This is a genomic window from Streptomyces sp. NPDC032091 (genome assembly GCF_055580265.1).
On the sequence record NZ_JBVILR010000023.1, the window covers coordinates 21,283 to 33,884 of the forward strand.

Annotated in this window: 11 protein-coding genes; 6 read left to right on the forward strand and 5 right to left on the reverse strand. The window is 72.9% G+C overall.

From position 1 onward, the window contains the following. Positions 1 to 702 precede the first annotated feature (702 nt). The 4 genes from ACZ5NJ_RS30020 (at position 703) to ACZ5NJ_RS30035 (ending at position 4,422) form a co-directional block, all read left to right on the forward strand. Positions 703 to 1,332: a flavodoxin family protein gene (locus ACZ5NJ_RS30020; RefSeq protein ID WP_468768873.1), complete on the forward strand. Its 630-nt coding sequence runs from the start codon at positions 703 to 705 to the stop codon at positions 1,330 to 1,332. Positions 1,333 to 1,367: 35 nt separating this feature from the next. Then, positions 1,368 to 2,264, forward strand: a complete 897-nt coding sequence (locus tag ACZ5NJ_RS30025; protein WP_468768875.1) for an SDR family oxidoreductase — start codon at positions 1,368 to 1,370, stop codon at positions 2,262 to 2,264. Beyond that, positions 2,261 to 3,262 (forward strand): PHP domain-containing protein, encoded by a 1,002-nt coding sequence (locus ACZ5NJ_RS30030; RefSeq protein ID WP_468768876.1) that lies wholly within the window; start codon positions 2,261 to 2,263, stop codon positions 3,260 to 3,262. Before ACZ5NJ_RS30025 ends, ACZ5NJ_RS30030 begins: the two co-directional genes overlap by 4 nt. Positions 3,263 to 3,411: 149 nt before the next feature. Beyond that, on the forward strand, positions 3,412 to 4,422 hold the full coding sequence (locus tag ACZ5NJ_RS30035) for an SDR family NAD(P)-dependent oxidoreductase (protein WP_468768878.1): 1,011 nt from the start codon (positions 3,412 to 3,414) through the stop codon (positions 4,420 to 4,422). A 45-nt stretch (positions 4,423 to 4,467) separates the two neighbouring features. On the opposite strand, the gene ACZ5NJ_RS30040 is transcribed toward ACZ5NJ_RS30035, so the two are convergent. Further along, a complete protein-coding gene (locus ACZ5NJ_RS30040; RefSeq protein WP_468768879.1) occupies positions 4,468 to 4,866 on the reverse strand; it encodes a hypothetical protein in 399 nt (132 codons plus the stop codon). Between the two features lie 274 nt (positions 4,867 to 5,140). Here ACZ5NJ_RS30040 and ACZ5NJ_RS30045 point away from each other — a divergent pair, with 274 nt between their 5' ends. Further along, complete coding sequence (locus tag ACZ5NJ_RS30045; RefSeq protein WP_468768880.1) at positions 5,141 to 7,864, forward strand: hypothetical protein; 2,724 nt, start codon at positions 5,141 to 5,143, stop codon at positions 7,862 to 7,864. Position 7,865: 1 nt separating this feature from the next. Continuing rightward, positions 7,866 to 9,575 (forward strand): hypothetical protein, encoded by a 1,710-nt coding sequence (locus tag ACZ5NJ_RS30050; protein ID WP_468768882.1) that lies wholly within the window; start codon positions 7,866 to 7,868, stop codon positions 9,573 to 9,575. Between the two features lie 24 nt (positions 9,576 to 9,599). Here ACZ5NJ_RS30050 and ACZ5NJ_RS30055 read toward each other — a convergent pair whose 3' ends face one another. The 4 genes from ACZ5NJ_RS30055 to ACZ5NJ_RS30070 all read right to left on the reverse strand — a co-directional run bounded on the left by ACZ5NJ_RS30055 (position 9,600) and on the right by ACZ5NJ_RS30070 (position 12,482). Further along, on the reverse strand, positions 9,600 to 10,208 hold the full coding sequence (locus tag ACZ5NJ_RS30055; RefSeq protein ID WP_468768883.1) for a DinB family protein: 609 nt from the start codon (positions 10,206 to 10,208) through the stop codon (positions 9,600 to 9,602). A 115-nt stretch (positions 10,209 to 10,323) separates the two neighbouring features. Then, the gene (locus tag ACZ5NJ_RS30060) at positions 10,324 to 10,803 is read right to left on the reverse strand and encodes a hypothetical protein (RefSeq protein WP_468768884.1); all 480 of its coding nucleotides are present in this window, start codon (positions 10,801 to 10,803) and stop codon (positions 10,324 to 10,326) included. A gap of 107 nt (positions 10,804 to 10,910) precedes the next feature. Continuing rightward, positions 10,911 to 11,471, reverse strand: coding sequence for a DinB family protein (locus tag ACZ5NJ_RS30065; RefSeq protein ID WP_468769002.1), 561 nt, complete (start codon positions 11,469 to 11,471; stop codon positions 10,911 to 10,913). 63 nt (positions 11,472 to 11,534) lie between these two features. Beyond that, complete coding sequence (locus tag ACZ5NJ_RS30070; RefSeq protein ID WP_468768885.1) at positions 11,535 to 12,482, reverse strand: virginiamycin B lyase family protein; 948 nt, start codon at positions 12,480 to 12,482, stop codon at positions 11,535 to 11,537. Positions 12,483 to 12,602: the final 120 nt, after the last annotated feature.

A 12,602-nucleotide genomic window follows, 5' to 3' on the forward strand; every position in this document is an offset into this window, starting at 1 on the left:
CGCGCCGCCGGATGTCCGTGCCCCCGGCCCGGGGGGTGCATGGGCACCTGGTGCCGCCGGCTCGGCCGTGGGGGCCGGGGCGGTGGGGGCGTCCCCTTCCGTTCGGGCCGCCCCTGGCCGCGTCCGCCGCCCGGCTGCGGGAGTCGGGGATCGGGGCGGCGACACGGTCGCCGTCCACGCACGGCGCACGCCGGCGCTGGCCCTCGCGCTGGTGGCCGTCGCCCGCGGCGGCGCGGCCTTCCTGGCGTGCGACTCCGCACCCGGCCGGCCGCCTGCGGCTCCAGGCCGGGCAGGCGCGGGTGAAGGCACGGCTCGCCTGCGACCCCGAGGGCGTCCCCGACGGGCTCGCGGACGGCCTGCCGGTGATCGACGTGCTCGGCGGCGCCCCCGGCACCCCCGACAGCCGGTCCACGCCGGCCGACGCCGGCGCGGCCGCCTACGTCGCCTTCAACCACCCGGCCGCGTCGCCGTCCCGCGGGAACGCGGGCGGGCGCGGACGGCCCGGCCGGCCGGATCCAGGGACCCGGCTGCGGCTCGTCGTCGCCGTACGGCCCGGCCGCCGGCCCGGCTCGCGGTCATCGGCTGCCAACGGCCGCGCCCGCACGGCCGACCGCGGTCAGGGGTACAGCCGGAGCCCCTCCACCCCCATGGGGCAGGGCAGGACACCCGCTTGCGCCTCCGACTTCCGGGTAGCCGCACCGCATGGACACCACGACCGAAACCACGCCGCTGCGCGCCGTCGCACTCGTCTGCACCCTCGCGCCGTCGCCGAAGCCGTCCAGTTCCCAGCTGCTGGCGGAGCAGACCATGGCGGCCCTGGCCGATCACGGCGTCACCGGAAAAGTGATCCGGATCGCCGACCACGACGTCAAACCCGGCGTCCAGGCCGACATGGGGGACGGCGACGCCTGGCCGGAGATCCGCGACACGATCCTGGGATGCGACATCCTTGTCCTGTCCACGCCCATCTGGCTCGGCCACCCCTCCAGCATCGCCCAGCGCGTCCTGGAACGCCTCGACGCCGAACTCGGCGAGAGCGACGACGAGGGGCGGATGCTCACCTACGGCAAGGCCGCCGCCGTGTGCGTCGTCGGCAACGAGGACGGCGCCCACAAGGCCAGCGCGGACCTCTTCCAGGGCCTCAACGACGTCGGCTTCTCCCTCGCCCCGAACGCCGTCACGTACTGGGTCGGCGAAGCCATGCAGGGCACCGACTACCAGGACCTCGACAAGACTCCCGAGAAGACCGCGGCCACGACCCGGACCCTCGCCGCGAACACCGCGCACCTGGCGCGCCGGCTCAAGTCCGCCGTCTACCCGCCCTCGTCCTGAACACCCGCCCCCGATCCTGCCGGAAGGAGACCGTCATGCCCTCCGACGACCGGACCCCCCGCCTCACCGATCCGGTGACGCTCCACCCCCGTCCTCCGTTCCCCGAGCAGAACCAGGACCATCCCGGCTCGACCGCGGCGATGGACCCGCGCCCCGACCACGGCGAGGACACCTACGAGGGCCACGGCCTGCTGGAGGGCCGCAAGGCGCTGGTCACCGGCGGCGACTCGGGGATCGGCCGGGCCGTCTGCCTCGCCTTCGCGCGCGAGGGGGCCGACGTCGTCCTCGCCCACCTGCCCGAGGAGGCCGACGAGGCGGAGGAGACCGTCCGCCTGGTCCGCGGGGCCGGCCGCACCGCCGTGGCCGTCGCCTGCGACATCCGGCACGAGGACGAGTGCACCGCGCTCGTCGGCCGGACGGTGGACGAGTTGGGCGGCATCGACCTGCTCGTCAACAACGCCGCCTACCAGATGTCCCAGCCCGACGGGATCGAGGCGATCACCACCGAGCAGTTCGACCGGGTGATGAAGACCAACCTGTACGGGATGTTCTGGCTCACCAAGGCCGCGCTGGCCCACATGCCCCGCGGCGCATCGGTGATCAACACGGCTTCCGTGCAGGGCTACCAGCCCAGCCCGCACCTCCTCGACTACGCCATGACCAAGTCCGCGATCATCTCCTTCACGCACAGCCTGGCCCAGCTGCTCGCCGAGCGCGGCATCCGGGCCAACGCCGTCGCGCCGGGACCGGTGTGGACCCCGCTGATCCCCGCGACGATGCCCGACCCGACGGAGTTCGGCGAGCAGTCACCGCTGGGCCGGCCGGCGCAGCCCGCGGAGATGGCACCCGCGTACGTCTTCCTCGCCTCCGACCGGGCCTCGTACATCACCGGCGAGATCGTCAACGCCACCGGCGGAACCCCCCTGCCGTGACTCCGGACGAGGCCCTGCGCCGGATCGCCTTCCTCCTCGAATGGCGCGGGGCGTCCCCGTACCGGGTGCGGGCCTTCCACACGGCGGCCGACGCCGTCCGCGGCCTGCCCCCGGGCCCGGTGGACGTCGCCGAGGCCGAACGGCTGCGCGGGGTGGGGCCGGTCACCGCCGAGGTGATCTCCCAGGCCTCGGCGGGCGCGGTGCCGGCCTACCTCGCCCGCCTGCAGGCCGAGGCCGGCCCGGAGGCCCGGGCCGGCTGGCGCCTCGCGGCGGCGAGCACCGGGGACTGCCACCTGCACTCCGACTGGTCGGACGGCGGCAGCCCGCTCGACGACATGGCCGCCGCGGCCCGCGCCCTGGGCCACGAGTGGGCCGTTCTGACCGATCACTCGCCACGGCTGACGATCGCCCACGGGCTCAGCCCCGACCGGCTCAGGAGCCAGCTGCAGGCCGTGGCCGCCGTGAACTCCGAGCTGGGCCCGGACTTCCGGCTGCTGACGGGCATCGAGTGCGACATCCTGGAGGACGGCTCGCTCGACCAGGAAGAGGACCTGCTGGCCCGGCTGGACGTCGTCGTGGCGTCCGTGCACTCCAAGCTCCGCTCGGAGCCCGGGCCGATGACGGCCCGCCTGCTGGCCGCGGTCCGCAACCCGCACGTCGACGTCCTGGGACACTGCACGGGACGCATCGTCACCGGCCGGGGGCGCCCGCAGTCCCGCTTCGACGCCGAGGCCGTGTTCGCCGCGTGCGCGGAGTCCGGCACCGCCGTGGAGATCAACTGCCGGCCCGAGCGGCGCGACCCGCCGGACGACCTGCTCGCGCTGGCCGCCGCCGCGGGCTGCCGCTTCGCCGTGGACACCGACGCCCACGCGCCCGAACAACTGCACTGGCAGAGCACAGGCTACGCGCGGGCGGCCCGGATCGGGCTGGGGCCGGACCGCCTGATCACCACCTGGCCGCTCGGACGGCTGCTGGACAGCAGAACCGGCACCCGATGAACGCCGTGTATGTCGGCCGGATGTCGGCGCGGACGGCGGCCTGTCGGCGTGGTGTGGGCGGCCTCCGGGAGCGTGGAAGCGGGCGTGGCCGCCGGGAACGTGCGGGCCCGTCCGCGTTCCTGACCACACCGAGCTCCCGGGAGCCCTCCATGCCGTCCGCGCCCTCCGTACCCCCGACCCCTCGGTGGGACGTCCACCGGCTGCCCCGCGCCGAAGGGAAGACCTTCCTGGTCACCGGCGGCAACGCGGGCATCGGGTACTTCGTCGCCGAGCAGCTCGCCGGCACCGGGGCCACGGTCGTCCTCGGCAGCCGCGACGGGGCGAAGGCCGCGGCGGCGATCGCCTCCATCGGCTCGCGCGTGCCCGGCGCCGAGGTGAGGCACGTGCCGCTGGACCTGGCCGATCCCGCTTCGGTCTCGGCCTGCGCGGACGCGCTCGGGCTGGACCGCCTGGACGCGGTCGTCCACAACGCCGGCGTCGCGCTCGACCACCCGCCGCGCCGCGCGACCCGGGACGGCCACGAGCTGATGTTCGCGACGAACCACCTGGGACACTTCGCGCTGACCCACCACCTCGCCCCGCTGCTCGCGGCCGCCCCGGGGAGCCGGATCGTCACCACCGGCAGCTTCGCCGCCAAGTCCGAACGGCTGGACCTCGACGACCTCCAGAGCACGCACGACTACCGGCCCAAGCGCACCTACGCGCGCTCCAAGCTGGCCCAGATGCTGTTCGCCCTCGAACTCGACCGCCGCCTGCGGGCCGTCGGCAGCACGACGCGGAGCGTGCTCGTGCACCCCGGCGGCGCGCTCGACTCCCTCACCCCCTCGCGCCCGCCGGTGCACGTCCGCACCGCCGGCGCGCGTCTGGGCCACTTCCCGCTCCGCCTCGTCGTCCAGGGCAAGGACGCCGCCGCATGGCCCGCCGTGCGGGCCGTGCTCGATCCGGGCGTGCGCGGCGGCCGGATGCTGGCTCCCCGAGCGTTCGGGCTGCGCGGCACGCCCAGGACCGAGCCCCTCTGGAGCCACCTCGCCGACAGGGAGACCGCGGCACGCCTCTGGTCGGCCAGCCGCGACCTGACCGGCACCGACCCGGCGTTCCCGGGCCACGGCCCGGCGGGCGGGCCGGACCGCGCCGCCCCCTCGCTCCCGCACGGCTTGTGAGGGGCCGTCGGGAGTGAGGGGGCGGCGTGGCAGGACGGCTTTGTGTCAGCGGACCGTGACGGTGACTCCGGACGAGGAGACGTCACCCGACTGCACCCGGAGTTCCTCCAGGCCCTTGGTGTTCAGCTTGGCGTCCAGGGCGTAGCTGCTGCCGTTCTTGACGACGGTGTCGGCCTTGAGCGTGGTCCACTTGCCGTTCTTCTTGTGCTGGAGGACCACCTTGCTCCCTATTTTCAGGCCCTTGCTGCGGCCTGTGACGTGGACCTTCTCCCCGGCCTTCACTTCCTTCTTGTCCACGGTGATGGTCAGGCCCGCCTGTTCGGCGCTCGTGCTCGTGCTCGCCTTCGGGGAAGGCGAGGCGGCGGCGTACGCGGTCGCGGCGCCGCCCGCCAGCAGCGTCGCGGTGAGGGTGGCGGAGGCAAGGGTGCGCAGGATGGACTTCACGGTGGCTCCCGTCTGGGGCTGGGCAGGAATCCCCCCTCGCGCTCCGAGGCTAACCAGCCGCCGGGCCGCGGGCGCCGGAATGCTACGCCGAACGGGTGGCGGCCCACGGCGGCGCCGACGCCCCCCGCCCCATCGTTTCTGCATGCCGCCCCATCACTCGGCCAGGTGGTTTGAGCCGGGGATCCGTAGGCCTGGTCTGGGCGTGGACCCCCCGGGCCGGGAGCCTGGGAACGGGCGGTCGGGCCGGCCGCGTCGGGGAGGCGGGAGTCAGCAGATGAAGGTCAACTTCGCGAAGTTCCAGGGCTCACTGCCGTACGCCTCCGAGCTGTACGGCGTCTACCAGCCGCTGCTCGGGTGGCGCTCGGCGCGGCTCGCCGAGCGGTTCGGCACCACGGGCCCGGCCATGCGCCGCTCGCTCGCGGCGGCGCTCACCGATAACATGCGCCCCTCCTATACCGTGACCCCGGCCTCCGCCGCGGCCGCCTCGCCCGCCGTGGCGATCGACCCGGGCGCCCCGGTGCCCTCGGTCGCCTCCGCCGTGCCCGCCACCCTCGACTCGCTGGTCACCCGGGCGCTGCTGGCCCGGATCAAGACGGCGGACCTCGCCGATCCGGCCGTCTGGGACCGTCTCGTGGGGCCGGGGCCCGACGGGCTCGCCGCTCTGCTGCGCATCGCGGAGGAGAAGATCGCCCAGGGCGGGGTCATCGTCCACGCCACCACCTCCGACGGCCGGCGGGCGGCGGCCACCGCGACCGCCGCCGCCGACTCCACGGCCCTGGCCGCCGCCCAGGAGTCCCGGGTCGCGGGAGCGTTGAAGAACCTCCAGGCCGCCGGCCGCTACGACGTCCTGCACGCGATGTTCGCGACGGGCGGCCACCGGGTGGACGTGCCGGAGGTCGACGCCCTGGCCGCACTGCTCGGCGGCGGACCGCCCGTGTCCCCGGGAGCGCGGGTCGGCCCGGCCGCCACCACCGCCGGCCTGCCCGAGGCGTCGTTGTCCCCGCTCGGTGTCGTCCACCTCTTCCGCCAGTACTTCTTCGAGTTCGACTCGTTCCTCGGCCCCCCGGTCCAGCACATCTGGCTCAGCCCCGGCTCCGCGGTCGAGCTGATCGAGGTCTCCACGCGCCGTACCCTCACCGAGCGGACCACCGAGGCCTCGGAGGAGGTCACCCAGCGCAGCGAGCAGGAGAGCCGCTCCGAGGACGAGCTGTCGGCGTCGGTCAGCGAGGAGAACCAGAGCAGCAGCAAGTTCGGGGTGAGCCTGGAGGCGAGGACCAGCGGCAAGCTGGGGGTCTTCAACACCCAGGCCACCGCCCGGACGAGCTACGACTCGGCGGACGCGCGCAAGACCGCCAAGGAGCAGACCCACAAGCAGCTGCGCCAGCAGACGATCAAGCTGTCCACGGAGATCAAGCGCAGCTTCAGGTCGACGTTCAAGACGGTCGTGGAGACCACCGACACCTCCAGCAAGCGGTACCTGCTGCAGAACACCACCGACAAGCTCGTCAACTACGAACTGCGGCGCAAGATGCGCCAGGTGGGGGTCCAGGTCCAGGAGATCGGCACCCAGCTGTGCTGGCAGACCTACATCGACCGGCCGGGCGACGAACTCGGGGTCGCCGAGCTGGTCCACGTCGCGCAGCCCCCGCAGGGGCAGGTCCAGCCCGCCCAGCTCGTACCGATGCCCGAGCAGTACCAGGAGACCGTCGAAGGCACGTACAAGGGGCCGGACGACGACTACTTCGACGATGCGCTGGCGGACCTGCTGCTCTATCCGAAGTACGGGTACGAGTACAAGAGCCACACCAACGTGCAGTGGCTGAGCAGCAACGTCGCCGATCTGCGGGTCAGTCAGTTCGCGGAGGGCAGCAGCCGGCTGAGGCTGCGGATCGTCGGGCACAGCGGGGACGACGGCGAGATGTTCCCCTACCGCTTCACCGTCAACTACGGTCCCACCTCGGCCTATGTGGAACAGGTGAACAAGGTGAACGCCGAGCGCCTGAAGGAGGTCGACCAGGAGAAGGAACGGCTGGCGAAGGAGGCGTTCTTCAAGGCCGCCCAGGAACGGGTCAAGCTCGCCGCGGGCATCAGCCCCCGCCGCTTCGAGGATCTGCGGGAGGAGGAGCAGATCGTCGTCTACCGCAGCCTGGTCCGCCAGCTCTTCAAGGGGAAGGGCCTGTCCGGCATCAGCAGCCAGACCCAGCACATCATGGCCGAGCTGGTCCAGACATTCTTCGACGTCGACCGCATGCTGTACTTCGTGGCCCCCGAGTGGTGGGTGCCCAACAAGCTGGCCGTGAAGGAGAACCTGGGCTTCGACGGCTCGGGGACCACGGAGAAGGAGTTCGAGAAGAGCACCGTCGTCGGCTGGGGCGGCACCAGCAACACCGGCGAGGACTACTACATCACCGCCGACTCCCGGCCCGCCCGGCTGGGGAGTTCCCTGGGCTGGCTGCTCCAGCTCGACGGCGACAACCTGCGCAACGCCTTCCTCAACGCCCCCTGGGTCAAGGCCGTCGTCCCGATCCGCCAGGGGCACGAGTTCGAGGCGCTGCACTGGCTGACGAACGCGGGCGTCGAGGGCACCGACGGGCTCGACGCGCTGTACGCCGAGTCGGTGCCGGGCGAGCGCGGCCGCATGCTGCTGGTGCTCAAGCGGTACGCCTGGAAGGACCCGGCGCTCACCGCCCGCTACCGCGACCTGCCGGCCGAGGCGCTGACCGTCCACGACGCCGTCCGCTACCTGGCCGTCGTGGTCGGCGGGGACTGGCAGAAGTCACGGGTGAAGATCAGCGACCGTCTTCCGGACGGCACGCCCGTGAACTACCTGCCCACCGACAAGGTCTACGAGCGGGGCTTCGATCCGCTCGGCGACGGGTTCGAGGCGGACGGCGCCGAACCCTTCCAGGTCTTCGACCAGTGGATCGAGGTCATGCCGACCGATCAGATCGTCGCCACCGAGGTCCGCTACGACCCGAAGACCGGGATGCAGCTCTGAGATGGCGACGACCCTCCTCACCCTCGCCGTGACCGACGTCCTCGGCCGGCCGCCGCAAGCCGGGACCGTCGCCGAGGTGACGCTGACGTGGACGGACGCGGCGGGGCCGGTGACCCAGCTCGTCACCGTCCCGCTGGACCGCCCCGTCACCCGGGCGGTCCCGGCGGAGGAGTGGAGCCGTATCGACCTCGACGTCGCCCACCCCGACTACGCGCCGGAGTCGGTCACCCTCACGCGCAGCCCCGGCGCGCCGGTGTACTGGGACAACCGGGGCGCCGTGGTGACCCGTGACGGGGACGAGCTCCTCCTCACGATGGAACTGGGCCGCGTCCGCCAGTCGCCGGTGACCCCGCCGCCGTACACGGGGACCAAGGCGCGGGGCGACCAGCCGGGAGTCTTCTTCCGGGAGACGGCCGGCCAGCCGAGGAGGTACGCGGTGCTGAACACGCCGGGCCCGCCCGCCACGCCCCTGTGGCTGGAGAAGGCGACCGTCCGCACGCTCACCGACGCGGCGCCGGCCCGCGCCGAGCAGGACGGCTGGGACCGGCTGCGCACCACCGACCAGGTGGTGGCGCTGACGGACACCGGGGGCTTCCTCTGGCTGGAGTACGGCGGCGACGCCGACGCGCGGCCGCCGCAGCCGCGCTTCCTGGTCGCCGTCTGGGCCCCGAAGCGGCCCCCGTCTGCGGGCCCGTCTGCGGTCCCGTCCGACTGCATGGACGTCGTCTGCTACTTCACGCCCTCCACCGAGACGCACGGTTACCCGGTCTCCGCCTACCCCTTCCGCACCCACTACCCGTACAGCGTCAAGAGGGACACCACGGCCGACCAGCCGTACGTCGTCGTGGGCTACCGGCACCTGCTGCGGGACCTCAATCTGGTCCAGGCGCAGCACGTCTCGGGCCGCCCTGCGGTGGTCGTCGTCCCGATCCTGCCCGCCCTGCCCCCGGGCAAGGACAACGAGAGGTTCGCCTGGCAGCCGTTCAACTCCCAGGAGGGGATGCACCGCCTCCTGCTGGAGGTCGTACGCTTCCTGCACCGCTTCGGCTACGGCGGTTCGGGCACCGATTTCAGCCGCTGGCAGGGCAGCACCGCGCCGGTCGGCTCGCTGCCCCCGCTGCCCGCCGCGCGCCGCAGCAGTCCGGTGGCCACGCCCCCGCCGGCCCTGGGCAACGTCACGGTCTCCGGGTTCAGCAGCGCGATCACGGGCCTCTTCCCGCTCCTCACCCGCAGGGAGATCTCGCTCCCCGAGCACTTCCCACGCCACCTCTTCGGCGGGGACGCGGCGGCGTTCGACGCGGTCTGGCGCGAATGGTGGGACCTCGACCTGGAGCTGAAGACGGAAGCCACGGGCATCAAGGCCGCCGACTACGAACGGCAGCTCCTCCAGTGGTTCGCCGGCGGGAACGACCGCCGGCTGCGCCTGTACCACTGCGACCACACGATGGGTGACACCCCGCCGGCCCGGCGGTTCGCCGCCCTCTCCGCACTCCCCCACAAGGCCAGTGCCCTCCCCGGCCTCGCCGACACCTGGCACTCCGAGGACGGCCGCTGGACGGCGGCGTTCTACCGGACCAGGCTCCTGCGCGCCAGGGCCAGCCCCGACGACGTCCTCCCCCTCTTCCCCCTGGAATCGGCCCCCACCACCTTGACCCACCCCTTCACAGCGGCCCTCGGCTTCGGCCACGCCTCGAAACTCCGCGCCGTCTGAAACGGACCGGTCAGCCCCGGTTCGTCAGGCCGTGAACGGCTCCGCATCGGGCACGCCCCGACCGGCCGCCGATCCGGCGGCCCGCTCGATCTTCGCGAAGTGGGCCGCACGGGCCCCCGCGTCGATCGGCTTCTCGTGTTCGGCGCGCAGCCCGGTCCGGCCGTCGAGGCCTTCGCGGAGGATGTCGGCCTGCCCGGTGTGCCGGACGCACTCGCCGAGGACGTGGACCATGACGGCGAACAGGTTCGTGTCGGCATGCGGCTCCGGCCACCACGGCACATGGCCGGGGGCGTCGAGGGGAAGCTCGCGGATCGTCGCGTCCGCGTGTCCCCACGTACGCCGGTAGAAGCCGACGATCTGGTCCCGGGTCTCCTCCTCGGTCGCCCACAGATCGCTGCCGTCGGAGTCCTGCCACCGGGGCAGCGGTTCCGGGGACGGGCGGCCGAAGACCTCGCCGAAGTACCTGGCCTCGACGGTGGCCACGTGTTTGACCAGGCCGAGGAGGTTGGTCCCGGTCGCCGTCAGAGGCCGGCGGGCGTCGTACTCGGACAGCCCGTCGAGCTTCCAGAGCAGCGCCGTGCGGTCCCGCCGCAGCCGCCCGCGCAGGGTGTCCTTCGCGAAGTCGTCGATCATGCGGCATGAGCCTGCCATGAACCGCCCACCACCTCAAGATCCCTCCCCGCCGGCCGGGCGGCACTCACACCGCGCGCCTGACCGGCTCCAGCCCACGGTCTGCGAACCGGCGAACTCAGTACGTGGGGCAAAGGTGCGTACGGACCGCGTCACGGATCTTGGCCGCCTTGGCCGGCCCGAATCCGTCCGGGTGGTTGGGCGAGGTGAACCTCTGGTTGGTGAGGTCGATCTGCTTCTGGTCGTCCTTGGGGAAGTTGGCGATGGACTCGCACTGGTTGCGGCCCCGGTCGACTGCCTTGTCGGGCTTGGTGTTGACGATGTCGGGATCGATGGCGGTCAGGGCCGCGAGGTACTTCGTCTGCGTCGCCGCATCCGGCTTGGGCGGAATCCCCTTGCCTTGGGGCGTCGTGCTCCCGGTCGACGGGCCACTGGCCGCCGCGGGCGTGCCGGGAGCGCTCGGTGCGGCAGCGGGCGGTGTCTTCGCCAAGGGCTTGTCGGAGGGCTTGTCGGTGGTCTTGTCGCTGCCGCAGGCGGTCAGGCCGGCGGCAACGACGAGCGCTGACAGTGCTGCTGCGATGGCGGTGCGGTGCTTCACGATTCTCCCCTGTGCCGTGACTGTGTGCACAGGTGTTGATCGCTCACCGTGGTCAATGGTTGTACGGTCGGCGCCTCTTTTCGGGACGCTGCCGCTGGTCCGCGGTCTCAGGGCGCGCGGTGGGCGTATAGGTCACGGAGCAGGGCGATCTCCGCTCCGTGGTGGATCACCTCGCGGTTGATGTGCAGGACGAGCGTCGCCATCGGCTCCTGCGCGTAGGCGCCCTCCGCCTCGCCGCAGGGGCGCGCCAGCCCCTCCGTGCCCATGGAGCGCACTCCGGCGGTCCACCGCGCGTACGCGGTGTCGAGCTGCTCCAACGCCTCTGCCGCGGTGCCCGGGTACGCGTACGTCATGTAGTCCACGGCCGGTCCGCCGAAGTGCGAGGCGCCGCGAACCCCCAGCACCCCGACGAGGAGGTGGCCGAGGCGCCAGGCGATCGTGGTGACCGGCGGGGAGACCGGCTCCGGATGGGCCCAGTCGATCGTGAAGGCGCCGGAACCAGCCTGCACCGGGGCCGTGCCGCTGCCGCGCGGCCGCACGGACCAGCAGTCCGGTACGGGTTCCCAGAAGAACTCGTCGTCGGTGAGGCCGTCCAGCCGCGGCCGCAACTGGTGGTGCCAGTGCCAGTCGAGCTGGTCGGCGAGGAGGGTGTTCCAGTCCGGTTCCATGGGTCCCACGCCAGGACGGCGTTCCTTCCGATCGAGTGCCACGCGCGCCGGCGCGGCCCGGAGCTACCCGTCCGTGCCGGTGCGCGGCGGGAAGGCGAGGCCGGTGGGGGTGTTGAGGCCGACGGGGTTCAGCACGGTCTGGGTGCCGTCCGGGCGGAGGCGGAGCACGCGGTTGTTGAAGGCGTCGGCCACGTAGAGGGTGCCGCGGTGGTCGAGGGCCAGACCGAGCGGGTCGCTCAAGCCGGTGAAGGGCACGGTGGTCTGCGCACCGGTCGCGGCTGCGATCTTCACCACGCGGTTGTTCCCGCTGTCGGAGACGTACAGGTCTCCGGTGTCGCTCAGGGCGAGCCCGGTGGGCTGGGAGAGTCCCTGGGCGGGGACGGTGCTCTGGCCGCTGCCGTCGGCGGGTACTTTCACGACGCGGTCGTTGACGAAGTCGGAGATGTAGAGGTCCCCGCCGGGTGTCAGGGCCAGTCCCCAGGGGTGCAACAGCCCGGTGGCCGGGACCGTGGTCTGGCCGCTGCCGTCGGCCGGCACCTTCACGACGCGGTCGTTGAAGCTGTCGGCGATGTAGAGGCTGCCGGACGCGTCGACGGCGAGGCCCAGCGGGCGCGAGAGCCCGTCGGTGGGAACGGTGCTCTGCCCGCCCCCGTCCGGCAACAGCTTGAGCACTCGGTTGTTTCCGGTGTCGGCGATGTAGAGACTGCCCGCCCGGTCCCATGCGAGACCCGTGGGGCGTACCAGGCCGTCGAGGACGAGTACGCCCGGGCCCCCGCCGTGGGTGGGCAGGGCGACCACGCGGTTGTTGCCGTAGTCGGACACGTACAGCCTCTGGCCGCCGTGCTGGTGGTGCCCGTCGTGCGCTTGGGCGGCGTCCACGACCTGCGCGGGCAGCACGCACAGGAGCAGCAGTCCGGCGAGGGCGGCGCGCCGCCGGATCAGCCGCCGCCGGATGCGGCCGGCGGGGGCCGGGGGTTCGTCTTCGTACGGCCTGACCGTGATGCGTTCCACGATTCACCCACCTGTTCCGTGACCGGCCGGCAGCCCTCCGACGTGCCGGCCTGCTCCCGCCGACCCTAGGCAGCGGCTGCGGACGTCACGAGAGCCACGCCGCCAACGGCGCCGCGCGCC

What these genes read in the sequence shown, in the direction of transcription:
- ACZ5NJ_RS30065 (WP_468769002.1), bottom strand. Translation starts at nt 11,471, where the DNA reads ATGGAACCGGACTGGAACACCCTCCTCGCCGACCAGCTCGACTGGCAC.
- ACZ5NJ_RS30035 (WP_468768878.1), top strand. Translation starts at nt 3,412, where the DNA reads ATGCCGTCCGCGCCCTCCGTACCCCCGACCCCTCGGTGGGACGTCCAC.
- ACZ5NJ_RS30045 (WP_468768880.1), top strand. Translation starts at nt 5,141, where the DNA reads ATGAAGGTCAACTTCGCGAAGTTCCAGGGCTCACTGCCGTACGCCTCC.
- ACZ5NJ_RS30050 (WP_468768882.1), top strand. Translation starts at nt 7,866, where the DNA reads ATGGCGACGACCCTCCTCACCCTCGCCGTGACCGACGTCCTCGGCCGG.
- ACZ5NJ_RS30055 (WP_468768883.1), bottom strand. Translation starts at nt 10,208, where the DNA reads ATGATCGACGACTTCGCGAAGGACACCCTGCGCGGGCGGCTGCGGCGG.
- ACZ5NJ_RS30025 (WP_468768875.1), top strand. Translation starts at nt 1,368, where the DNA reads ATGCCCTCCGACGACCGGACCCCCCGCCTCACCGATCCGGTGACGCTC.
- ACZ5NJ_RS30020 (WP_468768873.1), top strand. Translation starts at nt 703, where the DNA reads ATGGACACCACGACCGAAACCACGCCGCTGCGCGCCGTCGCACTCGTC.